The following is a 26,333-nucleotide window of genomic DNA, read 5'->3' on the forward strand; positions in this document are numbered from 1 at the left end:
ATATTTTTTGGCTTCATTCCAAAATTGAAATATTTGAAAATCATAGATTTTCAATTACAATTTTTTGGCTTCATTCCAAAATTGAAATATTTGAAAATCATAGATTTTCAATTACAATTTTTTGGCTTCATTCCAAAAAACATCCATTTCAGCTAAAGTCATATCCATTAAGGGTTTGCCTAATTCACCTGCTTTGCTTTCTAAATATTGAAACCTTTTGATGAATTTTTTGTTGGTTCGCTCCAAAGCGTCTTCGGGATTGATGTTTAAAAATCTCGCATAATTTATCATCGAAAACAAAACATCGCCAAATTCGGCTTCCATTTTATCTTGATTTCCAGATTCTACCTCAACTTGAAGTTCTGCCAATTCTTCCTGAACTTTATCCCATACCTGGTGAGGTTCTTCCCAATCAAAACCTACACCCTTTACTTTGTCCTGGATTCGACTGGCTTTTACTAGAGCAGGTAAACTTTTTGGCACACCTTCGAGAACGGATTTTTTGCCTTCTTTTAGTTTGAGTTTTTCCCAGTTTTGTTTCACTTCTTCCTCATCTTTCACCACAACATCGCTGTAAATATGTGGATGACGATGAATGAGTTTTTCACATATTTCGTTACACACATCGGCAATGTCAAAATCATTAGTTTCGCTTCCTATTTTGGCATAAAAAACAATATGCAACAACAAATCGCCTAACTCTTTTTTGACTTCGTTCAAATCATTGTCCAAAATAGCATCGCCCAATTCGTAGGTTTCTTCGATGGTTAAATGGCGTAAACTTTGGAGCGTTTGCTTTTTGTCCCAAGGACATTTTTCGCGTAAATCGTCCATTATATTCAATAATCGTTCGAAAGCTTGGAGTTGGTTTTGTTTGGAGTTCATTGTATCTAGGTTTTGTGTAAAAATAAGAAATCCTGTCAGGAAAACATCGTGACAGGATTAAAATATATTTTAGAAAGTAAATTACGCCTTCTTGGCTTTCGCTTTTTTGGCTGGAGCCTTTTCGGCTGGAGTTTTATCTGCAACTACTTCTTCGACAACGCTTTCTTTGATTGCTTCAGCGTTCTCTCCCAAAGTTTCGGGATTCGGCTCTTCTTTAGATACCATTCCTTTGGATTGAAGTAAGTTATACCAATTCAAAACTTTTTTAATATCAGACGGATACACTCTTTCGGAATCGTATTCAGGAAGAATTTCAGAAAAATAAGCCACTAGTGTAGCATTGTCTTCTTTATGCGAAATTGCTGGGCCTTCATTTTCTTTGATGGCGATGTTTCGCATCACTTCGGTCAATGGTTTCTCTTCGTTGATGGTGTAAATTGAAATTTCTGACAATAAACTCACGTTAACTTTCAAGCTAACCGATATTTTTTTTCCATCGACTAAAGATTCAGCCAAAAAGCCGGTACGAGTTTGAACTTTTAGTGCATACAGTCCTGGTTTTCCAGAAATTGATAATATTTTTTCTAAATTCATTTTTTTATAAATTATATGTTTTTTTTAATTTGAGGAACTGAAAACTGACTACTTACTTATCTTCCTTTTTTATTGCAAAATTTCATTCGATAATCTGGCCTGGTTTTACCATCCATAATGTTTTGCAATTTCTTTTTAACTAATTGTCTTTTTAGACTCGAAATCAAATCTGTAAATAAGACTCCTTCGTTATGATCGTATTCATGTTGAATAACACGTGCAATCAAACCATCGAAAACTTCGGTTTTTACATTAAAATCTTCGTTGCAATACTCAATTGTGATTTTTTCGTTGCGATAAACTTCTTCACGAACATCAGGAATACTGAGACAGCCTTCGTTAAAACTCCATAATTCGCCTTCTTCTTTCAACATTTTGGCATTGATAAAAGTGCGTTTGAATCCTTTTAACTGGATTTGTTCCTCAGAGGGCAAATCTTCATCATCACTAAATGGGGTAGTATCAATCACAAAAAGACGAATGTTCAAACCTACTTGTTGAGCTGCAAGCCCAACACCATAAGCATTGTACATTGTTTCATACATATTGGCTATGATTTCTTTCAGATTAGGATACTCTGGAGTAATCTCCTCTCCCACCTTTCTTAAAATTGGATCGCCATATCCTACAATTGGTAAAATCATTAATTTTGTATTAATTATTATCTACTAAAAATTCTAAAACTCTCATCTAATTTTCAGTTTGCAAAAATAGTAAAAAAATGCGCATTCAATATATTCATGATTAATATTTAAATTTAGTTTAGAAATCTAAGTCCTATATGCTATTATAATATCACTCAATTCTTACCTTTGCAAACAACCCAAAGAAATATGTTTCCAAAAATAAAGGACTTTACTATTGGTACTAATTTGTACAATGCTCTCAAAGTAGTTCTTGCTGCCGTTATCCCTGCGTTTCTATTTTCGTATTTGGGCAATTTAGAAATTGGATTAACCATAGCCATAGGCGCCTTATTTACATTTCCGAGTGACACTCCTAGTAATTTGAAACATAAAATTAATGGTTTGCTGGTAACGGTTTTTATTCTTGCTGGAGTCAATTTATTAATCAATGCCACTTATCCGTATCCCATTCTTTTTTACCCCGTATTTGCCATTTTAGTTTTCACATTATCTATGCTTGCCGTTTATGGACAAAGAGCTACAATGGTTGCCTTTTCGGCATTAATGATACTTTCCATTTCGCTTGCGCACACTCATAAAGGCATAGAAATGCTGCAACACTCTGGATTGTTGCTTTGTGGCGGATTATTTTATCTTCTCATTTCCATTATTTTTTATTACATCAATCCGCATCGCTATACCGAATTACAAATTGTTGAATGTATCAAACTGACATCAAAATATTTGAAACTAAGAGGTGATTTGTGGGAATTGAATTCCGACAGAAAAGAAATTACCCGAAAACAATTGATTCTTCAAGTCGAATTGAATAATATTCATGAAAACATTAGAGAAGTTCTAGTTCGAAATCGAACAGATTATGGCTCTTCTCATCAAAACAGAAAAATGCTTTTGGCTTTTATGTCCTTGGTAGAAATAATGGAATTAGCCGTATCTACTTCCTTTGATCATAATAAATTACATCAAAAATTCGATGCACACCCAAAGGTTTTAACGACCTATCAAAGCTTAGCCTATAATCTGGCCAAAAATTTAAAATCATTATCCAAAAAAATAAAAAAAAGAAAGCAATACATCCAGAATAATAATTTAATCGAAAATTTATTTTCCTTCGAATTTGCCATTTCCGATTACGAAAAAACACTCGGTGAGGCTGAAGCTTCAGAAGGGGTTCATATGCTCTCAAATATGTTGCATTATGCCGAAAAACAGGTTGAGAAAATAAAAACTTTGGAGCGTGCATACACCTCAACCGTTAAACTCAAAGACCTAAATGGAAGGGATAAAGATTTAGACAAATTAACCATTTCGCATTATTATCCGTTAAACACTTTGGTCGAAAATTTTAGCTTTTCTTCGCTTGAATTCCGACATTCATTGCGAATTACCACCACATTATTAATAGGATTGATAATTGGAAAAGTATTGCCGTTTGAAAATGTATATTGGATTTTATTGACCATCGTTGTGATTATGCGACCTGGATATGGCCTCACAAAAGAAAGAACATTAAATCGATTTATAGGAACGCTCATTGGTGGTGTTATCGGTTTTGCCGTTTTAGCATTAGACCCAAGTTCGACAATTCTTGCTGCATTAACGATCCTTTTTTTGATTTTAGGATTGACTTTTAATCCATCAAATTATAAAATTGGTACAACCTTTATTACTTTACACGTCATTTTTATTTTTGCTATATTAAATCCAAGCGATAGCAATATAGTTCTGTATCGCGTTTTAGACACTTTTGTTGGGGCTATTTTGGCTATTTTGGCCAATCATTTTTTGTGGCCGTATTGGGAATCGTTAAATACCAATCAAAATATCAAAAATTCTATCGAAGCCAATAGAAATTATTTAAAACAAATTTCAATCCTTTATAATGACAAAGAAGGCATAAATACAAAATATCGATTGGCAAGAAATCAGGCTTTTATAGAAATTGGAAACCTGATGGCCTCTTTTCAAAGAATGTTGCAAGAACCCAAATCGAAGCAAGACAAATTGCAACAGGTGTATAAATTTACAGTTGTCAACAATGCTTTACTTTCGTCTGCGGCTTCGTTAGGCACGTATACACAATCGCATAAAACAACCAAAGCTTCTAAATCATTCAATTTCATATTCAATAAAATTATAAAAAATCTAGATTCTGCTATTTCCATTTTGAAAGACGAGAATAATCAAATCGAAAACGATACGATAATAGATGAAAATTTAAATAATAATTTAATTGAATTAAAGAAAATTCGGGAACAAGAATTAGCTCAAGGAAGTGATGTCAATAGCGAGGCTTTCAAACATAAAATGCGAGAAGCACAATTGGTAATTGAACAATTGATTTGGTTAACCAATCTGTCTGAAAACATCCTAAAAACAACAAAAGTATTATTGAAAACCGAAAAAAATCCTGAAAACAATTCTCTTAAAACATTTTTCGGGTCAAATAATCCTGAAGCATAATTGTAGCCGATATTTCGTCGATTAGTGCTTTGTTTTGACGTTGTTTTTTACTTAATCCACTGTCAATCATTGTTTGGAAAGCCATTTTTGAAGTAAACCGCTCGTCCACTCTAATGACTTTCATATCGGGAAAATGATTGGTAAAATGTGTCACAAATCCTTTGATGATAGAAGCGCTTTCAGATGGCTGGCCGTTCATTTGTTTGGGTTCGCCAATGAGGACTGCTTCAACCTTTTCTTTGGAAAAATAATCTTTAAAAAAAGCAATGGCTGTGGCTGAGGGAATCGTCGTCAAACCTGAAGCAATTATTTGCAACTCATCGGTAACGGCTATTCCGGTTCGTTTTTGTCCGTAATCTATGGCGAGAATTCTTGGCATTTATAAGGAGTCTTTATATTTTATGAAACCGAAGACAGAAACAATTTTCTTCTCAATATCTACCTCATAAACAACCACATATCCTTTAAAAACATAATCCCTTATATTTTCATTTTCAATATATCTTGATTTCTTAAAATGAAATGGTTGTTCTAAGTCTTTTTTGATATTTTTAAGTAAATCTTTCCTGAATTTTAATGCTGCTCGTGGTTTGTCTTTATAAATGTAACGAACTTGCTCTGTCAATAATTTTAGAAATTCATTGGAAATACTAACTATCATATTCCGAAAATGTTTTATCTAAAATTGCATCAACTTCGTCTATTGAATACATTTTCTCAGTACCGCTTTTTAGTTTAGCGTAAGCAATAGCTATTTTTTTCTTATTTTCATCAAAATCTAAATCTTCTTGAACTATTTTCAATTCATCCGAAGAAAACGAACTCAATAATTCCAAGATTTTGGCTTTAATTTTGGGCTGAAATTCTAATCTAATGGTTTCCATAATTCGAAATTTAATATTACAAATATATAACATTTTCCATTCGATTTGACTTTTTGGTTTTGGTTAAAAATCCTATCTTTGCTGAAAATTTTATCAAAATGAACGAATTACAATCCATAATAGAACAAGCTTGGGAAAACCGCGCTTTGTTACAAGAAACAAAAACTACTGATGCCATTAGATCAGTTATCGAATTATTAGATGCAGGAAAATTGCGTGTTGCAGAGCCTGTTGGCGAAGGATGGCAAGTAAACGAATGGGTAAAGAAAGCAGTTGTGCTGTATTTCCCCATCCAAAAAATGGAAACATTAGAAGCTGGAATTTTCGAATACAACGACAAAATGTTGCTAAAAAGAGATTATGCCGAAAAAGGAGTTCGTGTAGTTCCCGGAGCATCTGCTCGTTATGGCGCTTTTCTTGCTAGTGGCGTAATTATGATGCCAAGTTATGTAAACATTGGTGCATATGTTGATTCTGGAACAATGGTAGATACTTGGGCAACTGTGGGTAGTTGTGCCCAAATTGGTAAAGACGTTCACCTTTCTGGTGGTGTTGGAATTGGTGGTGTTCTGGAACCTTTGCAAGCTGCTCCAGTAATTATCGAAGACGGAGCTTTTATCGGTTCTCGTTGTATTATTGTCGAAGGTGTTCACGTGGGTAAAGAAGCCGTACTAGGTGCGAATGTATGTTTGACCGCTTCCACCAAAATTATTGATGTAACTGGCGAAACTCCTATTGAAAGAAAAGGATTTGTTCCTGCTCGTTCGGTTGTAATTCCTGGAAGCTATACCAAGAAATTTGCTGCTGGAGATTTCCAAGTGCCTTGCGCCTTGATAATTGGTACTCGTAAAGCATCCACTGATTTGAAAACATCCTTGAATAATGCGTTACGCGAATATGATGTGGCAGTGTAAGTTTTAAATTCCAATATTTTAAATTTTAAATTCCAAATTCCAATTATCAAATCGATTGGAATTTGGAATTTTTCTTTTATAATTTATTCCTAAAAATTGATTTTTTTTGCTTCAATTTGTATTGTTAAAAAAAACGATTCCTTCTTCAAAATGAAAATACTAGTTATACAACAAAAAATGATTGGCGATGTGCTTGTTAGCAGCATCATTTGCAATAATTTACGTTTGGCTTATCCAGATGCTCAAATCGATTATTTGGTTTACGAATCGACAATTCCGGTTTTGGAAGGCAATCCCAATATCGACAATGTTCTTATATCTCAGGAAAAACACCGCAAAAGCAAAAGAGAATTCTTGAATTTGGCACACGAAATTCGAGGTGTCAAATACGATTTAATCATTGATGCTTATTCTAAATTAGAAAGCTGGCTGATTGTTTTGTTGAGCGGAGCCAAAAGGAAAATCTCATATAAAAAATTCGGACGCACCTTTTTATACACCGATAATGTTCCCTTTGCCGAACTCCCAAAAACAAATTTGGGTTTAGCCATCGAAAGACGACTTTCCTTATTAGAACCTCTTAATTTAAAAATTGACATAGATCCTTTTCCTAAATTATATGTTACTGATAAAGAAAACCAAGATGCGATTGCGCTTTTTGAATATCATCAACTAAAGAAAAATCGAAAAACAGTAATGATTAGCCTTTTGGGAAGCGAAAATCTAAAAACCTATCCATTGGAATATATGGCGAAAATTATTGATTCCATTGCCGACCATCGAGAAGTAAATATTCTTTTTAATTATTTTCCAAAGCAAATTAAGGATGCCAAAATTGTTTTTGATGCTTGCAAACTTTCCACTCAGGAAAAAATCTATTTTGAATTATTAGGTAATGATTTGCGTTCCTTTATTGCGATAATGAACAATTGCGATTTGATTATTGGCAACGATGGCGGGGCAATTAATATGGCAAAAGCTTTAGAAAAACCTTCATTTATTATTTTTTCGCCTTGGATTGAAAAGAAAATCTGGGCCACTCTCGAAGATGGCATACATCATATTTCGGTTCATTTGAACGACTTCAAACCCGAATTATTGGTTTCAAAAACGGATAAAGAGCTCAAAAAAAATGCTCTTTCATTGTATCAAGAATTCAAACCCGAATTGTTCAAGGACAAAATCGAATTGTTTTTAAAACAGAATTTTTTATGAATTTAAGACTTCCAGAATTTCAAAGTCTTCTTCAACTTAATTTTTTTATGGAATTTTATTTGAAAATCATTAGTGTAAAACCACATTTTTTCAAAAATTTCAGCTTCAGTTTGAGTCGGATATAATTTAGAATATTCGTTGCTCATCACGGCAATCATTTCCTTTTTGGGAGTCAAATGACTGATGTTTTTCATTCTTGAATCAAAATCCATAGCGTCGTGAAAATTCATTCGATTCAAATCAACCAAGAAGAAATCATAGTTTCCTTCGGCATTTTTTTTAATCAAAGTATTGCCTGGAGAATGATCTAGGAATTCAATTCCTTTTTCGTGTAAATCGAATGAAAACTGGGTAAATTGTCTTAAAATGTTCTCGTGATCTAAAAAATTTGGAATTTCGACCAATTCCCTAAAAGTCAAATCGCAATTCAGGTGTTCGCTCACATAATAACTATCCTTGAGTCCTATGATGTCATAATTCTCAAAATAAGCAATTGGCTGAGGGGTTCCAATTCCTTTTTCTAATAAAGTTGTGGCATATTCAAAAGAGCGTCTAGCTTTGGATTTTCTGAAATATTTATATGCTATTTTATTTATAAGATGTGGAATTTTGAAGGATTTGATATTGATTGTTTTCCCATCTAATTCAAAAAGTTTAATTTTATTCCTTTGTCCATCGCCAAAAAGAATTCCTGAATCAGAATTGAATTCTTTAATAAAACCAAGCACGTCTTTAGAATTAGTAACCGATTTAGAAAACATAAGTTTTATTGTCATTTTATTATTTTAAAAGTAATTCTAATATTGGCTTAAAATTTTGCTCCAAAACTTGATAACTTTTGGTTTGTTAATTCCGTGACAACCAAATGGAAGTTGGTTATTAATTAAAGAAAAAGCTATTTTAGGCTTTCGATCTATTGCAAAATGCAATGCCTCTTTATAATCTGGAATTCTAAAATTTTCATCAAATTCAATTGCTTTTAGTGACCAGAAAACATCTTCAATAGCATAAATTTCTTTTTCTTTTGCGTTCAAAAAATCGAGAATAAATTTTTCATTATTTTTAGCAATAGAAAAGTGTGAAGTTACTTTACGTAAAGAAAAACCTCCATTTCCAACTTTAAAAAAAGTTTGTTCACGACCATTTTTCTTTTTAGTTCTAAATTTTTTGGCTACAAAATTAAAGAACTTTGCCCAAATAGATTTTTTTAAACTTGCAATCCAAGGAGCACCAATATAGTCATATCCTTTTTGACACCATTCAGTTAATTCGTCTTTAAAAACAAAAGCATCCAATTGATAAATTAAAATATATTCCGAATCCAAAAAGCGTTCATAAAATAAAGGTGACAACAATAATTCGTTATATCCTTCTATGTTTTGAAAATAATGTTTTGGAAAACTTTCAACAGTAATAGCATCAAATTTTTTAGTAATATAAGAACTATCTAGACCTTCCGGTTGAACCAAAACAACTTCATAATTACCAAGAACTTTAACACATTGCAAAAAAGATTTTTCTTCAAGTTCTCCAAAATAGGATTTATAGACAGGTATTACAACTTTAACTAAGTTTTGCATTTTATACAATAATTTAATTCTATTTTCTGATTAATATTTTTTCTCGTATTTTGCATTTGCAATTTTTCCTTTGCTATCAATCTTCCAAGAACTAGAATCGTTTGCAGTTTCAAAGTAAAAAGCTTGCTCTTCCGAAAGATTATTCACATCTATATACCAGCCTCCATGAATAGCTACATAGGGATAATCTGTACGCAAGGCTGTTTTGAATTTCTTGTTTTTTCTGTGATAAAAAGGTTTGTATAAGGCAAAAGTGGTATCGATATCGGCATCAAAAACACCATCGGAAACTTTTGTTTTCCAAAATTTAGTTTCCCAACTAATTACTTTTTCTCTGTTAGGATTACTCAAAGGAATATCATCAATTTGTAAACCAAAACCAACTTTCATCCGTTTTTTATTCTGTAACAAAATAGATTGAAATTTAACCATAAAATCTTCTGGACAACTCTCTAAAGGCACAATGTCTGGATCTGTCACAACATAATATCCTTTGCCATACTTAACAAACAAATCATACCTTTTCCAAAAAACCAAATGACCATAATTCTTTTTTAATCTATGAATTTTAACTTTGTTTTGAATTGAATCTAAATAATCCAATAAAGGTTTATATGTAGAATTATTGTCAATGATAACAACATTTGAAAACCCTCTTGCTAATAGAAAATCAATTAATTTCTCTAAATATTCTAACTGATTAAAACTGGTAATAATAATAGGGGTTTTATATAAATCATCTATAGTCAACACTTTATGAGATGATCCGGAAAATTTATAATAATAAAAAGTAATTCTAATGTACAAGTATTTTAATATCGTTTCTACCATTTTAAAAAATAAAATATTAATCAAAAATATATGCTGTATATGAAGTTTAAAATTTTTTATTGCATAATATCAATAAGCAAAAATAATCTTATAATTCATAAAACGTCAATTATTCTAAATTAAATTTAAGGTTGTTTCCGTTTAGAAAGATTATTTTTGCAAATAATCTTTCTTGATAAAAAAAATTTTATGGACAGTAACGAAGAAATCCACAAAGCATTTGAAGTAATACAAAATGGAGGCATCATCCTCTATCCAACGGACACCGTTTGGGGAATTGGTTGCGACGCCACAAATCCCGAAGCGGTTGCCAAAATCTATAAACTCAAACAAAGAGCCGAAACACAATCGATGATTTGCCTAATGAATGGCGAGAAAATGATGTACAATGTTTTCAAAGATATTCCGGAAGTAGCTTGGCAAATTATGGATTTATCCGAAAAACCAACTACTTTAATATTGGATAAACCCAGAAATGTTGCACCTAATTTAATTGCAGCTGACAATACATTAGGAATCCGTATCGTAAAAGAACCTTTCTGTTTCAAATTGATGGAAAAGATGCGAAAACCATTGGTTTCTACTTCAGCAAATATCTCGGGACAACCCACTCCTATTGCCTTCAAAGATATTAGTCAAGAAATTATAAAAGGTGTAGACTATGTTGTAAATTTGCACCGTGATAAAATTGCCGGAAAACCCTCGACAATCATAAAATTGACGAGCGATTCGCAGGTGAAAGTAATTCGGAAATAAATTTTACCGCAAATTCGCAAATTATTTTTTTTTTATGGAAGAATATATTTATAAAGATGAAAATTATACAATAGTAGGAATTCTATTTGAAGTGCATAAAAATCTCGGAAAAGGTTTTTCTGAAATAGTTTATAAAGATGCTATTGAATTTGAATTGCAGCAACTAAACATTCCATATCAGCGAGAAAAAGAGTTTTCTGTTAATTATAAAGATACCACTTTAAAGCATAAATTTTACGCAGACTTTGTAGTTTACGATAAAATTATTCTCGAAATAAAAACCGTCGATTGTTTCAACAACAGTCATTATAATCAATGTTTAAATTATTTAAAAGTCTCTAAAAACAAATTGGCAATACTTGTCAATTTCAATTTAGTTTCTTTAGAATACAAACGCATCATAAGTTCAAAAAAATAATTTGCGAATTTGCGGTAAAATTATGAATTACAAATCAGCCTTAAATAATAAAATATTCGAAGTCATTTCTCAAGCTTCCCAAGAACTTAACATCGAAAGTTATGTAATTGGAGGTTTCGTGAGAGATTTAATTCTTGAACGAGACTTCAAAAAAGACATCGATATTGTTGCCGTGGGCAGCGGAATTGAACTCGCATTGAAAGTTTCGGAATTATTACCCAACAAACCAAAAGTCCAAGTTTTTAAAACCTATGGAACGGCAATGTTGCGTTTTGAAGACACCGAAATCGAATTTGTAGGCGCTCGAAAAGAGTCTTACAATCTTGAAAGTAGAAATCCTGTTGTCGAAAATGGAACCTTAGAAGACGACCAAAATCGTCGTGATTTTACCATCAATGCTTTGGCATTATCCTTAAACGCAGCCAATTTTGGAGAATTGTCTGATCCCTTCAATGGATTGGAGGATATGAAAAACAAAATCATCAAAACACCTTTAGATCCAGACATTACTTTTTCTGATGATCCTTTGCGAATGCTCAGAGGAATTCGTTTTGCTAATCAATTGGGATTTGAAATTGAAGAAAAATCGCTGCAATCCATCAAAAAAAATGCCGAAAGAATTAAGATTATTTCTGGCGAAAGAATTGTCGATGAATTGAACAAAATCCTTTCGACCGACAAACCATCGGTTGGATTTTTATTGCTGTATAAAACAGGACTTTTAGACATTATTCTACCCGAATTAACCGCTTTGAATCAAGTAGAGGAAATTGAAGGTCAAACCCACAAAAATAATTTTTACCACACACTAGAAGTGGTCGATAATATTTGCCCAAATACAGACGATGTTTGGTTGCGTTGGTCGGCATTGTTGCACGATATTGGAAAAGCACCAACCAAACGTTTCAACAAAAAACAAGGCTGGACGTTTCACGGTCACGAATTTTTGGGTGGAAAAATGGCCAAGAAAATCTTCGAAAGATTGCATATGCCGTTGAACCACAAAATGAAATTTGTACAAAAAATGGTAATGATGAGTTCACGTCCGATTGTTTTATCGGAAGATATGGTTACAGATTCTGCTGTTCGTCGTTTGGTTTTTGATGCTGGTGAAGATGTAGAAAGCCTGATGACTTTGTGCGAAGCTGACATTACTACTAAAAACCCAAGCAAGTTCAAGAAATACCATCAAAATTTTGAAATCGTTCGCAAGAAAATCGTAGAAGTTGAAGAACGTGATCACGTTCGGAATTTTCAACCGCCTATTTCTGGCGAAGAAATTATGGCGATTTTTAATTTGCAACCTTCACGCGAAATTGGAGTTTTGAAAGAAGCCGTAAAAGAAGCGATAATGGAAGGCGAAATTCCAAATGAATACCAAGCTGCTTATGATTTTGTGTTAAAAAGAGGAGCAAAATTAGGTTTGAAGAAAGTTTAACTACTGTTCACTCTTCACTATTTAAAAAATTCTTAATTTTATAAAAATTTTGATTATGAATATAGCTGAATTAAAATTAGGAATCATAGCGCAAATTATTGCAACTGACGATACGGCACTTTTGAATAAAATTCAAGGAATTATAAACGATTTTGAATCTAATTCATTGGTTAATGAACCTGCTCTAACCTATGAAAGAATCAGAGTTTTTTCGGATGAAGAACAACGAAAAATAAATCTTGCTGTCCAACAATATGAAAATGGGGAATGTATTTCGGATGAAGATGCCCAAAAAGAAATTCAAGAATGGCTAGAAGATTAATTTGGTCTGTAGAATCCCGAAATTCAAGAAAAAATATTTTTGACTATTGGAACAATCGAAATAAATCAAAGGTTTATAGTCGAAAACAAAATTTACTTTTCAATACCAATTTAAAAATCGTTGTACAACTTCCTGAATTAGGCAAACCAACTTTTAGAAAAGATTCTAAATTTATCATTATAAGCCATTTTGAAATTATTTACAAAATAACCCCAGATGAAATTGTTGTTCTAGACATCTGGGACACTCGCCAAAAACCTCAAGACTTTCCAATAAAATAAAATGAAAAATAAAAATAAATCCGTAATAATCTGGCTACTTTCAGGTTGCTTTTTATTGTTTGTAATGGTTGTGGTTGGCGGCATTACCCGTTTGACCAATTCGGGATTATCAATGACCGATTGGCATTTAGTAACCGATACTTTCCCTCCTTTAACCGAAGCAAAATGGCAAGAAACCTTCGAGCAATACAAGAAATTCCCTGAATACCAAAAAATCAATATTCATAACGACTTTACACTTTCAGATTATAAATTCATCTACTTCTGGGAATGGTTTCACCGATTTATAGGACGAATCATTGGATTGGTATTTCTCGTTCCTTTTCTCTATTTCCTCCTTAAAAAACGACTTTCTAGAGAAACTATAAAAAAATGTGCGGTGCTACTTGGAATGGGCGCTTTTCAAGGATTTTTGGGTTGGTTTATGGTGCGAAGCGGCTTGATTGACAATCCCGACGTAAGCCATTTTAGACTAGCTTTGCACTTGACTTTTGCCTTTATCACTTTTGCATACACACTTTGGGTTGCCTTGGATTTGATTTATCCAAACAAAGCAGCCGCTATAATTCCCTTGCGAAAAATTGCTCGTTTTGCATTGGTTTTTCTGCTATTGCAAATCATTTATGGAGGTTTTGTTGCGGGTTTAAATGCTGGTTTAATTCACAATCATTGGCCAATGATGAGTGATGGACAATTCTTTCACGAAAGTATTATTTTAGAAAAAGATAGTTGGTTACTTCGACTTACCGAAGGCAAAAGCGGCGTTCAATTTGTGCATCGAACAATGGCTTATGTGGTAGTTGGATTTATTTTGCTTTTGGCTTATAAAAGCCATAAATTTGATTTAAACAAAGAGCAAAGATCAGGGATAAATGCTTTGGTTATCATCGTGTTTGTACAATTTGGATTAGGCGTATTTACCTTGCTTTACAGTGTTCCGTTATGGTTGGGATTGACTCATCAAGTAATGGCTTTCTTTTTGCTTACGGCAATGACCTATACTTTGCACAGGCTTTCTAAATAATAAATAACCCACAGTTATCTCGAAAGCTTTCGGGAGTGGTCTATTCAAAATAATACCTGACTATATTGTCGCATCCTTTTGTTTAACATCAACAAATGTCTAAACTTGCTGCCGAAGATAAATTCTTAGATTTATCAGATTACGGGAGACCTATTGGAAAATGGTTTGCCAATCAACTAAAAAACACGCGATTTACGCCCATTCACGTCACGCTCCTTTTTGGTGTTTCTGGCTTGATTGCCATCTGTTTTATCATAAAAAACCATTACTATTTAGCTGGCTTTTTTATCATTTTAAAATCAATAATTGATGCTGCCGATGGCGAATTAGCGAGGATAAAAAACACCCCTTCTTACGTTGGTAGATACCTCGATAGTGTGTTTGATATTGTATTAAATTTTTTGTTTTTTATGACGATTTTTTACGTGTCTAAAACCTCTTTTTGGATGACAATTTTAGCCTTTTTTTGCATCCAATTACAAGGCACTTTATACAATTACTACTATGTGATTTTGAGAAATAAATCTACAGGAGGCGACAAGACTAGCAAAATTTTCGAGGATAAATCTCCACGAGCTTTGCCTGGAGAAAGACAAAAATCAGTTGATATTTTGTTTGGTATTTACACTCTAGTTTATGGCCTTTTTGATAAAATTATTCACAGTTTAGACAGTGAAGCTTACAAGGTCAAAACGTTCCCAAACTGGTTTATGACGATTGTTTCTCTTTACGGATTGGGTTTTCAATTGTTAATTATTGCACTAATGCTAGCTTTGAATTGGATAGAATATATCTTTCCGTTTTTTATAATTTACACTTTGCTGGTTTTTGTATTAATTGGTATCAGAAAGACTTTTTTCAAGGCTTAAAATCTCCATAGATTAAATCTATGCTATAACGTCAAGTCACTAAACACCAGTGTTTTTAAACGCAATTATATAATTTATTAATTCAAATTAAAAATCAACCAATCCAAGCCTTAAAATCAGCTACTTTTTCGCGACTTACAATCACTTCATCTTCCTTATACGAAGGTAAAATGACTTTCAATCTTGAGTTAGAATACACCACTATTTCCTTAATGGATTTTAATGGAATAATGAACTTTCGACTGATTCGATAAAATTGTTTGGCATCTAATTCTTGCTCCAAAATTTCCAAAGTAGATTCGATCAAATAATTTCGGTTATCGAAAGTATGAATATAAGTTCCCTTATTTTCGCTAAAAAAACATTCGATTTCGTCGGTAGAAATCACTTTGAGATGCTGCCCTATTTTGACCGTAAAACGCGTTTTAAAATTCTTGTCGAATGGATTTTGGAACATTTTTTTGATTTGTTCAAAATCCAATTGAAAGGTGTTTTCTCGTTTTGGCAAACGGGTTTTAAATTTCGAAATCGCCACTTCTAAATCCTCTTCATCGATAGGTTTTAAGAGGTAATCAATCGAGTTTAATTTGAATGCTTTTAACGCATATTCATCATAAGCAGTTGTGAAAATTACTGCACTTTTTATGTCCACTTTTTCGAAAATTTCAAACGACAAACCATCCGATAATTGAATGTCGAGAAATATCAAATCAGGATGCTCATTATTAGAAAACCAGTCTATGGATTCCTCAACAGAATGAAGCATCACTCCTACTTCTATATTAAGTTTTTCGAGTTTGCGTTGTAACAATCTCGCTGCTGGTTTTTCGTCTTCAATTATTATTGTGGTCATTCTTAAGTTAGAGGTTAGAGGTTAGAAGTTGGAAGATGGAAGATGGAAGTTTACTGAATACAGAACATTACTTCACTCCCATTTTTCACTTTTATCTTTTTCCATAAATTCTTGAATTTTTCTTTCTTCCCAGTTTTGTCCAAAAAAGAGATTGCTTCCAAAAACTGATAATCCGTGAGCTAACAATCCAATTCCCCAAAATAAAGCCGTTGAAAAAGTTTCCCATCTCAGAAAAACTTCGTTTCCAAATAAACTTCGATTATAACTTGAAATAATTATAAACGCATTTACCAAAACATACACCATTGCGTGAACATAAAACCCTTTGATTCGTTTTACTCGCTTATACGCCAAATTATAACGCTCATCTGGGTTGAAATTTTTATCTTGAAAATTTTCAAATAACTTTTTTTCAGAATCTCTCATTGTGTTTTGCTTTATTATAGCCAAGTATTTTTTGATTGTTTTTCTTTTTCCATAAACTCTGAAATCTTCTGGTTTTCCCAGTCTTTTCCAAGAAAAGGCATATAATTAAAGACTATCATTCCGTGAAAAACCACTCCAATTGCCCAAATCAACAATTGCCAATAAAACCAATAATCAAACCATAAATAGTTGGGAGATGTAAGTATATTTATAACAAATACACCCGCATTAACCACTGTAAATGCTATTAAATGACCATGAAACCCTTTGATTTCTTCCACTCTTTTTCTAGCTTTATAATAGCGTTCTTCGTTTTGATAATTATTTTCCATAATTATTTCCAAGTTTAATTATTATCTTCTTTATCCAAAATCTCTTGTACTTTTCGTGCTTCCCAATTAGCGTTAAATGCAAAAACTTTTAAAGCATGCATCAACAAGGGGATTCCACCACCAATTACCGAATACCAAAACCATTGAAAATCAGAATCATACTCCAAATTAAATAAAATCACAACAGGAATTATACTAAGATATATAATCAAATGTCCATAAAATGCTTTGATTTTATCAAATCTTTTTCTTGCTTTAAAATAGCGTTCGTCTTCTTCTTGATAATTATTTTCCATTTTTTGAAGATTATTTCCAAGTTTGTTTTTTATCTTCTTTTTCCATAAATTCTTTAATTTTTTGCTCTTCCCAGTCTTTTCCAAGAAAAGGTAAATAATTAAAGACTTTCATTCCGTGAAAAACTACTCCAATTCCCCAACCCAGCATTGGCCAAAAAAACCATAAATAAGCAGGCGAAGTGAGAAGATTAATAACCATAAGACCAATATTTACAACAACATAAGCAATTAAATTTCCGTAAAATCCTTTGATTTCTTCTACTCTTTTTTTTGCTTCGTAATAGCGTTCTTCTTCTTGATACTTATTTTCCATCATTTCAAATATTAAATTATTTCCAAGTTTGTTTGTTTTCCTCTTTCCTTAAAATCTCTTGAATTTTACGTTCTTCCCAATTGGAACTGTATCCAAAAACCTTAAAAGCGTGCATTAACAATCCAAATCCCCATCCTGTGGCAGAAAACCAAAACCATTGAAATTCTGGCATATAAGTTAAATTTATAAAAATTAAAACTGGTATAACACAACAATAGGAAATTAAATTCCCATAAAATCCTTTGAGTTCTTCTACTCTTTTTTTGGCTCTGTAATAAGCGGTGTTTTCATTATAAGTTGCAGTTTCCATAACCGAAATTTGTTTGGTTAAAACAGGTATTTTTACTGTAAAGGTTTGATCGTTTTGCTCAATCAACACTTTCCTATTCGTAATAATTCCGTAGCGATTGATGATGTTCTGCAGCCCGACTCCTTTTCTGTCTTGTAGCACTTCTTTTTTTTGATAATCATTTTGAATAGCGAGATAATCGCCTTCCATAAAAATACGAATGTGCAAGGGTTTTTGTTCGCTAACTACATTATGCTTTACTGTATTTTCCAACAAAAGCTGTAAAGAAAGTGGAACGACCTTGGCTTCAGGATTAAGAATTGATGTTGGCAATTCATAAAACAGGCTATTTTCAAAACGCATTTTTAACAAATTCATATAGGTTTTGGCGAAAGCCAATTCCTCTTCAACCGAAACTAATTCTTTGTCTTTTTGTTCCAAAACATAACGATAAATTTTAGACAAAGAAGTTGTAAATCGTTGTGCATTCTCCGGATTTTCTTCAATCAAAGAACTCAAAACATTCAAACTATTGAAAAGAAAATGCGGGTCGATTTGGTTTTTTAAACTTTCAAATTTTGCATTTGCCGTTCCAGCAATTATTTTTTGTTGTTTAACTTTATTCTCCTGAAAGCCTTTGTAGAGGTAAATAAAATGAACAATAAGTAAGATAAAAAAAGTAAAAATAGAAGCTACGAAATAATCCGATGCGCTTTCGTTAGCTATAAAAACACTTAATGGCTTATTTTCAATTATAGTAATAATAAAAAGTCTCAGTAGATAAATAACAAATAACGAAAGAAAAAAAGAAGAAACAAAACCAATAAATATTCTTTTTTTAGAAAATCTTTCGTTGACGAAAATCTTATCTAATGTAATAAACAAGAATGTATTGGAGAGATGCAATGCAAAGCTATAAAGTATTGTATATAAAAACATTACACCTAATCTCTCATCAAAAGAAAAACTCCCATTAAAAACTCGAATTAGACTAAGCACTCCAAAAATGGCTAATCCGATAAAAACGGCTCTAGGAAATTCTCTTACATAATCATTTTTCATCGCCATAACTATTTAATTACAATCTTAATTTATTTACAATTTTTCAAAGCTGCTTCTGCTCTTTCTAATCCCCATTTTGGAGAAAAAGGTGTTTCAGGTTTAAAAGTAGCAAAAAGTGAGATAGCTTTTTCAATTTGGGCACACATTGGCTTGGTATCTGTTCCCCAAAATTTGGCTCCACCAATTTCAAATTCTGCTTTTCCGAAAACAACTCGAGGATTTTCGGGGGCAATCGCCTCAGCTTTAGCATACAATTCCATTACGGTTCCGGACAATTTTTGGCCGTTGGTCATTGGGTCAAAAGCAATCCAAGCAGTATGAATCATAGCTTGCATCACTAAAAGTTCGGCGTTATTAGGTGTTTTTATCAATTCGACATCCAAAGCATTTTGAGCTTTGGTCAACAACAAATCGATTTGTGTTGCATCTTTTGTTCCAAAAGCCGTTGTAGTATTTACCAAAGCCACGTAATAATTGGGTAACCAAGATGTTTTTTCGGCGGTAACAATTCTTTCGAACATCGCCGATGCTTCGGTATTTTTGCCTTCGCCCCAAAGTTGGAACGCTTTTCCCATACCTTGCTCAAATTGTCCCTGAGCAGAAACTAAACTTGTAATAAATAATACGATTGCAATGATAATTCTTGTCATAATTTCTAGTTTTTAATTGGTTGATTAATTCTTGAACAAATTTATATTGGTTGTAATGTTTTTGAAATTTACATTTACTGAACTGTTGAAATTTGAGGATGAATTGTAAAATTAGGATACTACAAATTCTCCAACTGATTCGTTTTTTTATCCTTGCTTATCGTCCAAAAGAAACCCACAAAAAAGAATCGATCTGCAGTGGGAACAATCGCTTGACTTTCATAAATTCCTGCTAAATTTGGCGTATTGGCATAATTGTAACCATACACGTTTTTGATTCCAGCAATATTGGTCACCGAGAAAAAAAGTATTTTTTGAGGCGAAACCAAATACGCCCAATTCACGCTTAAATTGTTGTAGGTTTTGGTTTTTCCGTCCATAAAAACAGTTTCATTCGGATTATTATACGGTCTTCCGGAACTGAAAGTGTATGTGGCTCCAATTTGCGAACGCCAATCTTGAATCCAATATTTGGTTACCAACGACAAGGTGTGATCTGCAACAAAACTAGGCGTTGCCTGTTTTGGAAAGTTTGCATAATTACGTTCCGTGTCGATATAAGAATAAGAAATCCAATATTCCAAGTTTTTAATGTTCTTGTTATCTCTCCAAAACAGCTCTAAACCTTTGGCAAAACCCGTTCCGTTATTATTGAAATTGCTATTAAAAACAGGCGTATTTGTGTTGTATTTTACTAAATTATCATAGCTTTTATAATAAACTTCTGCTTTAAATATTTGTTTGTCTTTGTTGAATTCATAACTCAAAATATAATGTTGTGCTTTTTCGGCTTGCAAATTAGTGGAGTATTTCAGATAATCGTTTTTTGGAGCTTGTTCGAATGTTCCGTAAGCCATTGAAAACTGCTGGTTTTTGGCCAATTTATACCCCAAAGCCAATCTTGGAGCTATGGAACTTTCGTCTAACAAATAATTCTTCGAAAATCTAAAACCTACTTTTGCAATCAAATTATTAGTAAACAAAAAATCCGTTTCAGAAAAAGCGGCAAAAATATTCGAATTATATCCAGTATTGAAATTAGTAACCGATTCTGAAAAATTGGTATAAAAATAATCGGCTCCAAAACTGGTTTTTATTTTATCCGAAATGGGTTTTACAAATTTCAATTTCAAATGACTGGCATTTTCTGATGAATCGTAATTATAGACATCATAAATCCCACTATTTTGACTTTTGGCAAAGCTAATTCCGGCAAAAATGTTCCAATTAGTTCCAAAACCACCTTTATAAGAAAGATTCGAATACAAATTATTGTTTTTGTTTTGGGTACGTATTTTGTCAGGATAATTAATATCATCTTGTTTCAAATCGAAATTGGCTGCCGTGTAAGAAGCGTAAAATTTCAACAATCCTCTGTCTAATTTTTGTCTAAAGACAGTTTCTCCACCAATAGATTGGTAAGGTTTGATCCATTCGATATTATCAGGCAACAACGCTTGATAGGGTTGCAAATTAATGTAACTCGTATTGACACTCAAGGAATTATTTTTCCATTTTTGGGTATTGCCAAGACTCGCACCAAGAGACATTACACCAATATCCGTTTTTTCCAAATCGGGTTCGTCGATGGTATTCATCACTAAAATACTCGAAAGTGCCTCGCCATATTCAGCGGAATAACCGCCAGTAGAAAATGAAGTCCCTTTGAAAAGCAAAGGCGAAAAAGTACTTCTCGTAGGTACATTATTTGTAGTTTGAAGATAAGGTTGTGCCACTCGAAGCCCATCAACAAAGGTTTGGGTTTCGTTTGCTTCTCCGCCACGGACAAAAAGTTTTCCGCTTTCGCCAACAATTTGAGTTCCTGGCAAAGTTTTAAATGCCGAAACTATATCGCCTGGATTTCCAGCCGTTGTCAAAATATCCAAGGGTTTCAATACAGAAACTCTTGATTTTCCACCCGATTCTAGAGTTCCTGCAGTGATTAAAACTTCGTTTAATTCGGTTGCAATGCGTTTCAAAATAATAGTTTTATTTTGAAATTTATTCATAACAATTTCAAGTTTTTTAATTTCAAAAGACAAAACACTAATCACTAAAGTTTTATTTCCTTCGGCTGTTGTTGTAAAACTAAAATCACCATCGCTATTAGAAGTTCCACCATCATAGCTTCCATCAATAAAAACATTGGCATTGAAAACGGGATTGTTTTTTTCGTCCACTATTTTTCCGGAAATCATCGTTTGAGAAAATGAGATTATGGTGAAAAATAAAATGGCCATAAGTAAAAATGGTTTCATATTATAAGTTTTTGATGAAGCAAATGTATTGCTGCAATTAGAAAATTGAAATATTAGTTCACCGAACTGTGGAATTTTAGGGATGAGTTGTATCCTTGCTTGTTTTCTTATATATTTACGACAAACTAGTATTTTATGAAAACTGAAAAAGAAAAAATGATAGCAGGAGAATACTACTTGGCCGGCGACGCAATTCTAGTAAAAGAACGCCGAAAGGCAAAGAATTTACTCCACCGATTAAATGTAACTGAATATCGCTTGACAAAAAAAGCAAAAGAAATTCTAAACGAATTAATTCCAAATATTGGTAAAAGTTTCTACATAGAACCACCTTTTCATTGTGATTATGGGTATAATATTACTTGTGGCGACAATGTTTATTTTAATGTGAATTGTGTCGTATTGGATTGCGCTCCAGTAAAAATTGGTTCGAATGTATTTTTTGCACCTGGAGTACAAATTTATACAGCAAATCATCCTTTAGAAGCTGAGTTAAGAAAAACACTCGAAAATGCTTTGTCTATTTCTATTGGAGATGATTGTTGGATTGGTGGAAACACTGTCATTCTTCCCGGAATTACTATTGGAAATGGTTGTGTGATTGGCGCAGGTTCTGTAGTGACAAAAGACATTCCCGATAATTCATTGGCGGTTGGAAATCCAGCGAAAGTAATCAAGAAAATAAACGAATAAAAATAAATGCTAATTGTTCCGCAATAAGTTATTTAAAGAATTACGATTTTATCAAATAAAAAGATTTATTTTACTACTTTTTTATCAATTTTTTAAAGACAAAGCTCTAGATAAAAATTTTAATAATGACTATCGACTCAGCAAATATTAAGAAGAATAACTCCACTTTACGCACAAAAAAAGTATAACTCATAAAGAAATCATAAAAAACAGTGATTCGATTTACTTTTCAATTCAAATCTAATTTTCTTTCTCTAGTTTTGTAAAACCCACAAAACCTATTTTTAGATGACCAATACCACTCGTATTAAAAGAAATTACCAATTAATCAAATTCCAGAAATTAGTAATTGTTTCTATTTTAATTGGTTTTCTTTCCTCTTTTTTAGGAGTTGTTTTAAAGAAAATAACAGAACATTACGAAGAAATATTTTTTAATCAAGCCTCCATAAACCCCTTTTTCTTTGTTGTTTTCCCGGTTTTCGGATTATCCATCATTTATTTTTTACGGGAATATTTGTTCAAGAAAAAAGAAAACAAGGGCATCAAAGAAATCTTTGAAAGTACCAATACCAAGTCAAAGAATTTACCCAGCTATAAAATCCCGTCCCATTTCATCAACGGATTGTTAACGGTTGTTTTTGGGGGATCTACAGGAATTGAAGTTTCCACTGTTGTCGCTTCGGCAACCATTGGTTCTGTTGCCCAAAGAAAAGAAAATGTTTTTAGACAATACAAAACTGAATTGATTTGTGCAGGTGTTGCTGCAGGAGTTACCGCTTTATTTGGCAGTCCAATTGCAGGGATTCTTTTTGCCGTTGAAGTAATTTCCCGAAAAGTAACTCGTGCATTTATTGTTTCAAATGTTATTGCTGTTTCAATCGCTTATGGATTAATTACTATTTTAAAAGAAGAACCTTTATTTGCTGTTTCCATCACAACTTGGCATATTAAAGCCATACCTTATTTTATTCTTTTAGGAATTTTGGCAGGATTAAATTCGGTTTATTTAACCCGATGTGTATTGTTTTTCAAATCGCAATTTTCAAAAATTAACACTCATTATTATAAAATACTTATAGGTTCGGCAGTTTTGAGTATTGCATTATATATTTTCCCACAATTGTATGGTGAAGGCTATCACGCCATCAAAACCATTTTTGGCAACTCGAACGAAATCCCGTTGACTTTAACTTTGGCCTTAACTTTCGTTGGATTATTACTATTAAAACCCATCGTGACTTCAATAACACTTGCCTCTGGCGGTGATGGCGGTGTTTTTGCGCCAAGTTTATTTATTGGTGCATTTTTAGGATTGTTGGTCGCTTCGATTTTGAATACTTTTTTTAATGCTGGAGTAATTCCGGTGAATTTTATGATTATTGGAATGGCGGCTGTTTTGAGTGCCAGCATTCACGCACCTTTTACAGCGATTTTCTTGGTTTGCGGTTTAACCAACGATTATACCTTATTCATTCCCCTTTTAGCAGTTTGTTTGCTTTCAAAATATACAGCCAAAATGATTTATCCTTATACAGTTTACACTTTTTCGCCAAGTATGGCAAATTAACTACTTATGCCAATAGAAAAAATAAAACGGAATTATCGCAAAACCAAATACATTCTTTACAAAGAAACTTTGGTGGATTGGAAAGAACATTTTTGGGCCTTTTTGGGTTCGTTTGTAGCTATTGGTGTTTTGGCTTATATTCAATCCATTCATTTTTCGGGAAATGATGCCGTGTATTTAATTGGTTCTTTTGGCGCATCGAGCGTATTGGTTTATGGGATTATTCAGAGTCCGTTTTCGCAACCTCGCAACTTGGTGGGTGGTCACTTAATCTCAGCATTTATAGGCGTTACAGTTCATAAATTGGCTCCCGATATTATTTGGATAGCTGCTCCATTGGCTGTTTCACTTTCCATCGTTTTGATGCAAATTACCAAAACCTTGCATCCACCAGGAGGAGCAACGGCGCTTATTGCTATTATTGGTTCCGATAAAATAAAAGCTCTCGGTTATATCTACGTGTTTTCGCCTGTATTAATTGGCGTTTTGATACTGCTTCTTACTGCTTTAATTTTCAACAATATGACTTCAAATAGAAGTTATCCAAGCCATCCTAAATACCATCTCATTAGAAGAAAGCTAATTCATAAAATTAAAAAAAGAACATCCTATATTAATTGAAGACAATTTTTAAATACCAACCTCATATTGTACTTTAGAAAATCAATCTCAAAATCTTTTAACTCAATAAGATTAGGATAAAGTTTTGACTTTAAAAATAAAAAATATGCAAAAAAATATTATTTTCTGGATAGGAAATTTAGGCGTTTTACTTTTTGTATTTACTACTGTAATCGCTGGATTTTTCAATCCTAGTTACAATCATTTTTCATGTTTTATAAGTGAATTATATGCTGTTGATGCTCCAAACGCAGATTTAATTCGGTTTTATGGATACTTACCCAGCGGAGTCTTTTTTATACTGTTTGCTTTACTTGCTCAAAAAGCGACGCCAAAATCAAGGTTAAAATCAATGGGTTTTTTAGGTATGATATTAGGTTATGGTTTTGGAACAATCATTTGCGCTATTTACAATTGTGACACTGGATGTAATCCTAAATTTATTAATCCGAGTTTATCTCAAATAATTCATAATTTAATGGGAATGTTAACTTACTTGATTGTTCCATTTTCAATATTATTAATTGCTATTGCTTCAAGAAGTTGGAAAAATAGCTTTCAATACACTTTAATCAGTTATATAATTTTTGGAATTAGTTTTACTTTTGTGGTTGTTTTAAATTTAAATCTAGATTCGCAATACAAAGGGTTAATTCAACGAATTATCGAAGGGAGTATTTTATTTTGGATAGTATATGGCGAATTTTATTTTTCAAATAAATCTTATCAACAAATCTGAAATCTGTCCCGAAACTTCGGGATAAAATCTAAAATTAAATTTTACCTTTGACCTTTCAATAAAAACAAAGATTATGGTTTATAAATTTAGGGTAATTCTTGATGCCGAAGAGGACATTTTTAGAGACATTGCAATACTTGCCGAAGATACTTTAGAGGATTTACACAACGCCATCTTCAATTCTTTTGGATTTGACGGTATGGAAGTGGCTTCTTTTTATACTTGCGACAATACTTGGAACCAAGAAGACGAAATTGCGATGTTTGATACTGGTGATATTCCGGGCGAACAAAAAACGATGAGTGATTACTTACTTTCGGATATTTTGGACAAAGAAAATACCAAAATAATTTATGTTTACGATTTCATTAGTATGTGGACTTTCCTTGTAGAACTAGCTGCTATCGAAGAAATTGTAGCTGGAAATACGTATCCTGAAACTATTTTCTCAGTGGGAGAAATGCCCGCCGAAGCCATGGAAAAACATTTTATTGCCGAGGACGAAGAGGAGGAATACAATGAATTTGAAGACGATCTAGACGAAGAAGATCTAGATATGTTCGAAGGTGACGATAGTTTTGAAGACTATGGGTTTGAAGAGAATTGGAATTAAAAAAAGGGTTTAAAAGTTTAAAATTGTTTAAGGTTGTTTGAGGTTGTTTGAGGTTGTTTAAAAGTTTAATTTCATTTATATGGCTACAATAACAAAATTTGAAGATTTAGAAATTTGGCAGGATGCAAGAAGGCTTTCAAAAGAAATTATTTTCATATCTAAAAACACCGATTTAAACAAAAATTTTAAATTCAATGCTCAAATAAAAGACTCATCAGGATCAGTTATGGACAACATTGCTGAAGGATTTGAAAGGAATGGAAACTTAGAATTCCGTCAATTTTTATCAATTGCAAAAGGTTCTGCGGGAGAAACTCGTTCCCAATTATATAGAGTTTTTGACAATGATTATATCAATGAAGAACAATTAAAATATCTTGTTATTGAATATGAAAAATTAAGTATTAAAATTCACAATTTCATCACCTATCTAAACAAAAAAGATTTTAAAGGAACAAAATTTATAGACCCACAAACCCCAAACTCTTAAACAATCTT

At 32.6% G+C, this 26,333-nt stretch carries 33 protein-coding genes; 16 read left to right on the plus strand and 17 right to left on the minus strand.

Features of this window, described 5'->3' with window-relative positions:
* Positions 1 to 111 precede the first annotated feature (111 nt).
* From mazG to def, 3 genes are all read right to left on the minus strand, one after another.
* Positions 112 to 885: a nucleoside triphosphate pyrophosphohydrolase gene (mazG, locus tag FNW17_RS13470; protein WP_144071904.1), complete on the minus strand. Its 774-nt coding sequence runs from the start codon at positions 883 to 885 to the stop codon at positions 112 to 114.
* Between the two features lie 81 nt (positions 886 to 966).
* Positions 967 to 1,479, minus strand: coding sequence for a DUF5606 family protein (locus FNW17_RS13475; RefSeq protein ID WP_144071905.1), 513 nt, complete (start codon positions 1,477 to 1,479; stop codon positions 967 to 969).
* 56 nt (positions 1,480 to 1,535) lie between these two features.
* On the minus strand, positions 1,536 to 2,123 hold the full coding sequence (gene def / locus FNW17_RS13480) for a peptide deformylase (RefSeq protein WP_143390757.1): 588 nt from the start codon (positions 2,121 to 2,123) through the stop codon (positions 1,536 to 1,538).
* A 189-nt stretch (positions 2,124 to 2,312) separates the two neighbouring features.
* Here def and FNW17_RS13485 point away from each other — a divergent pair, with 189 nt between their 5' ends.
* Complete coding sequence (locus FNW17_RS13485; RefSeq protein ID WP_144071906.1) at positions 2,313 to 4,589, plus strand: FUSC family protein; 2,277 nt, start codon at positions 2,313 to 2,315, stop codon at positions 4,587 to 4,589.
* Here the strand turns inward: FNW17_RS13485 and ruvX are convergent.
* The 3 genes from ruvX to FNW17_RS13500 are packed head-to-tail and all read right to left on the minus strand — an operon-like array spanning position 4,552 to position 5,473.
* Positions 4,552 to 4,968 carry a Holliday junction resolvase RuvX gene (ruvX, locus tag FNW17_RS13490; protein WP_143390755.1) on the minus strand — a complete coding sequence of 139 codons (417 nt, stop codon included), beginning with the start codon at positions 4,966 to 4,968 and terminating at the stop codon, positions 4,552 to 4,554. The two genes, FNW17_RS13485 and ruvX, sit on opposite strands and share 38 nt — an antisense overlap.
* Entirely contained in the window at positions 4,969 to 5,250 is a 282-nt protein-coding gene (locus FNW17_RS13495; protein ID WP_143390754.1) for a type II toxin-antitoxin system RelE/ParE family toxin, read from the minus strand. It lies immediately after the preceding gene.
* Positions 5,240 to 5,473 (minus strand): hypothetical protein, encoded by a 234-nt coding sequence (locus FNW17_RS13500; RefSeq protein WP_143390753.1) that lies wholly within the window; start codon positions 5,471 to 5,473, stop codon positions 5,240 to 5,242. Before FNW17_RS13500 ends, FNW17_RS13495 begins: the two co-directional genes overlap by 11 nt.
* A 98-nt stretch (positions 5,474 to 5,571) precedes the next feature.
* On the opposite strand from FNW17_RS13500, the gene FNW17_RS13505 reads away from it, so the two are divergent.
* Positions 5,572 to 6,387, plus strand: a complete 816-nt coding sequence (locus FNW17_RS13505) for a 2,3,4,5-tetrahydropyridine-2,6-dicarboxylate N-succinyltransferase (protein ID WP_144071907.1) — start codon at positions 5,572 to 5,574, stop codon at positions 6,385 to 6,387.
* 150 nt (positions 6,388 to 6,537) lie between these two features.
* Complete coding sequence (locus tag FNW17_RS13510) at positions 6,538 to 7,602, plus strand: glycosyltransferase family 9 protein (protein WP_144071908.1); 1,065 nt, start codon at positions 6,538 to 6,540, stop codon at positions 7,600 to 7,602.
* 2 nt (positions 7,603 to 7,604) lie between these two features.
* Here FNW17_RS13510 and FNW17_RS13515 read toward each other — a convergent pair whose 3' ends face one another.
* From FNW17_RS13515 to FNW17_RS13525, 3 genes are read right to left on the minus strand one after another with little or no spacing between them, the layout of a single operon-like run.
* Positions 7,605 to 8,378: a PhoP regulatory network YrbL family protein gene (locus FNW17_RS13515; protein ID WP_235893285.1), complete on the minus strand. Its 774-nt coding sequence runs from the start codon at positions 8,376 to 8,378 to the stop codon at positions 7,605 to 7,607.
* A gap of 21 nt (positions 8,379 to 8,399) precedes the next feature.
* Positions 8,400 to 9,182, minus strand: coding sequence for a DUF5672 family protein (locus FNW17_RS13520; protein ID WP_143390750.1), 783 nt, complete (start codon positions 9,180 to 9,182; stop codon positions 8,400 to 8,402).
* Positions 9,183 to 9,212: 30 nt separating this feature from the next.
* On the minus strand, positions 9,213 to 10,013 hold the full coding sequence (locus FNW17_RS13525) for a glycosyltransferase family protein (RefSeq protein WP_143390749.1): 801 nt from the start codon (positions 10,011 to 10,013) through the stop codon (positions 9,213 to 9,215).
* A gap of 189 nt (positions 10,014 to 10,202) precedes the next feature.
* On the opposite strand from FNW17_RS13525, the gene FNW17_RS13530 reads away from it, so the two are divergent.
* The 7 genes from FNW17_RS13530 to FNW17_RS13560 all read left to right on the plus strand — a co-directional run bounded on the left by FNW17_RS13530 (position 10,203) and on the right by FNW17_RS13560 (position 15,121).
* Positions 10,203 to 10,769 (plus strand): L-threonylcarbamoyladenylate synthase, encoded by a 567-nt coding sequence (locus FNW17_RS13530; protein ID WP_144071909.1) that lies wholly within the window; start codon positions 10,203 to 10,205, stop codon positions 10,767 to 10,769.
* Positions 10,770 to 10,803: 34 nt separating this feature from the next.
* Entirely contained in the window at positions 10,804 to 11,187 is a 384-nt protein-coding gene (locus FNW17_RS13535) for a GxxExxY protein (RefSeq protein ID WP_144071910.1), read from the plus strand.
* A gap of 22 nt (positions 11,188 to 11,209) precedes the next feature.
* Positions 11,210 to 12,625 carry a CCA tRNA nucleotidyltransferase gene (locus tag FNW17_RS13540; protein WP_144071911.1) on the plus strand — a complete coding sequence of 472 codons (1,416 nt, stop codon included), beginning with the start codon at positions 11,210 to 11,212 and terminating at the stop codon, positions 12,623 to 12,625.
* Positions 12,626 to 12,680: 55 nt separating this feature from the next.
* On the plus strand, positions 12,681 to 12,947 hold the full coding sequence (locus FNW17_RS13545; RefSeq protein ID WP_144071912.1) for a hypothetical protein: 267 nt from the start codon (positions 12,681 to 12,683) through the stop codon (positions 12,945 to 12,947).
* Positions 12,932 to 13,228, plus strand: coding sequence for a type II toxin-antitoxin system RelE/ParE family toxin (locus FNW17_RS13550; protein ID WP_144071913.1), 297 nt, complete (start codon positions 12,932 to 12,934; stop codon positions 13,226 to 13,228). The genes FNW17_RS13545 and FNW17_RS13550 overlap by 16 nt, the downstream gene beginning before the upstream one ends.
* Position 13,229: 1 nt before the next feature.
* Complete coding sequence (locus FNW17_RS13555; RefSeq protein WP_144071914.1) at positions 13,230 to 14,252, plus strand: COX15/CtaA family protein; 1,023 nt, start codon at positions 13,230 to 13,232, stop codon at positions 14,250 to 14,252.
* Between the two features lie 95 nt (positions 14,253 to 14,347).
* The gene (locus FNW17_RS13560) at positions 14,348 to 15,121 is read left to right on the plus strand and encodes a CDP-alcohol phosphatidyltransferase family protein (RefSeq protein ID WP_144071915.1); all 774 of its coding nucleotides are present in this window, start codon (positions 14,348 to 14,350) and stop codon (positions 15,119 to 15,121) included.
* Between the two features lie 94 nt (positions 15,122 to 15,215).
* Here the strand turns inward: FNW17_RS13560 and FNW17_RS13565 are convergent, their stop codons facing one another.
* The 8 genes from FNW17_RS13565 to FNW17_RS13600 all read right to left on the minus strand — a co-directional run bounded on the left by FNW17_RS13565 (position 15,216) and on the right by FNW17_RS13600 (position 21,600).
* Positions 15,216 to 15,974 (minus strand): LytR/AlgR family response regulator transcription factor, encoded by a 759-nt coding sequence (locus tag FNW17_RS13565; RefSeq protein WP_144071916.1) that lies wholly within the window; start codon positions 15,972 to 15,974, stop codon positions 15,216 to 15,218.
* Positions 15,975 to 16,046: 72 nt separating this feature from the next.
* Positions 16,047 to 16,400: a 2TM domain-containing protein gene (locus FNW17_RS13570; protein ID WP_144071917.1), complete on the minus strand. Its 354-nt coding sequence runs from the start codon at positions 16,398 to 16,400 to the stop codon at positions 16,047 to 16,049.
* Between the two features lie 14 nt (positions 16,401 to 16,414).
* Positions 16,415 to 16,732 carry a 2TM domain-containing protein gene (locus FNW17_RS13575; protein ID WP_185965310.1) on the minus strand — a complete coding sequence of 106 codons (318 nt, stop codon included), beginning with the start codon at positions 16,730 to 16,732 and terminating at the stop codon, positions 16,415 to 16,417.
* 14 nt (positions 16,733 to 16,746) lie between these two features.
* The gene (locus FNW17_RS13580; protein ID WP_144071919.1) at positions 16,747 to 17,028 is read right to left on the minus strand and encodes a 2TM domain-containing protein; all 282 of its coding nucleotides are present in this window, start codon (positions 17,026 to 17,028) and stop codon (positions 16,747 to 16,749) included.
* Between the two features lie 10 nt (positions 17,029 to 17,038).
* Entirely contained in the window at positions 17,039 to 17,341 is a 303-nt protein-coding gene (locus tag FNW17_RS13585; protein ID WP_144071949.1) for a 2TM domain-containing protein, read from the minus strand.
* A gap of 16 nt (positions 17,342 to 17,357) precedes the next feature.
* Positions 17,358 to 18,692 carry a histidine kinase gene (locus FNW17_RS13590; RefSeq protein WP_394344380.1) on the minus strand — a complete coding sequence of 445 codons (1,335 nt, stop codon included), beginning with the start codon at positions 18,690 to 18,692 and terminating at the stop codon, positions 17,358 to 17,360.
* A 29-nt stretch (positions 18,693 to 18,721) separates the two neighbouring features.
* A complete protein-coding gene (locus FNW17_RS13595; protein WP_143390738.1) occupies positions 18,722 to 19,342 on the minus strand; it encodes a hypothetical protein in 621 nt (206 codons plus the stop codon).
* Between the two features lie 119 nt (positions 19,343 to 19,461).
* Complete coding sequence (locus FNW17_RS13600) at positions 19,462 to 21,600, minus strand: TonB-dependent receptor (protein WP_144071921.1); 2,139 nt, start codon at positions 21,598 to 21,600, stop codon at positions 19,462 to 19,464.
* A 135-nt stretch (positions 21,601 to 21,735) separates the two neighbouring features.
* On the opposite strand from FNW17_RS13600, the gene FNW17_RS13605 reads away from it, so the two are divergent.
* The 6 genes from FNW17_RS13605 to FNW17_RS13630 all read left to right on the plus strand — a co-directional run bounded on the left by FNW17_RS13605 (position 21,736) and on the right by FNW17_RS13630 (position 26,325).
* Positions 21,736 to 22,293, plus strand: a complete 558-nt coding sequence (locus FNW17_RS13605; RefSeq protein ID WP_144071922.1) for a sugar O-acetyltransferase — start codon at positions 21,736 to 21,738, stop codon at positions 22,291 to 22,293.
* A 288-nt stretch (positions 22,294 to 22,581) separates the two neighbouring features.
* The gene (locus FNW17_RS13610) at positions 22,582 to 23,862 is read left to right on the plus strand and encodes a chloride channel protein (RefSeq protein WP_144071923.1); all 1,281 of its coding nucleotides are present in this window, start codon (positions 22,582 to 22,584) and stop codon (positions 23,860 to 23,862) included.
* A 6-nt stretch (positions 23,863 to 23,868) separates the two neighbouring features.
* Positions 23,869 to 24,483 (plus strand): HPP family protein, encoded by a 615-nt coding sequence (locus FNW17_RS13615; protein ID WP_144071924.1) that lies wholly within the window; start codon positions 23,869 to 23,871, stop codon positions 24,481 to 24,483.
* A 106-nt stretch (positions 24,484 to 24,589) separates the two neighbouring features.
* Positions 24,590 to 25,222: a DUF998 domain-containing protein gene (locus FNW17_RS13620; RefSeq protein WP_144071925.1), complete on the plus strand. Its 633-nt coding sequence runs from the start codon at positions 24,590 to 24,592 to the stop codon at positions 25,220 to 25,222.
* 73 nt (positions 25,223 to 25,295) lie between these two features.
* Positions 25,296 to 25,835, plus strand: a complete 540-nt coding sequence (locus FNW17_RS13625; protein ID WP_144071926.1) for an IS1096 element passenger TnpR family protein — start codon at positions 25,296 to 25,298, stop codon at positions 25,833 to 25,835.
* A 79-nt stretch (positions 25,836 to 25,914) separates the two neighbouring features.
* Positions 25,915 to 26,325: a four helix bundle protein gene (locus FNW17_RS13630; protein ID WP_143390732.1), complete on the plus strand. Its 411-nt coding sequence runs from the start codon at positions 25,915 to 25,917 to the stop codon at positions 26,323 to 26,325.
* Positions 26,326 to 26,333: the final 8 nt, after the last annotated feature.

Source organism: Flavobacterium franklandianum, assembly GCF_007097365.1.
Taxonomy (GTDB): Bacteria; Bacteroidota; Bacteroidia; order Flavobacteriales; family Flavobacteriaceae; genus Flavobacterium; species Flavobacterium franklandianum.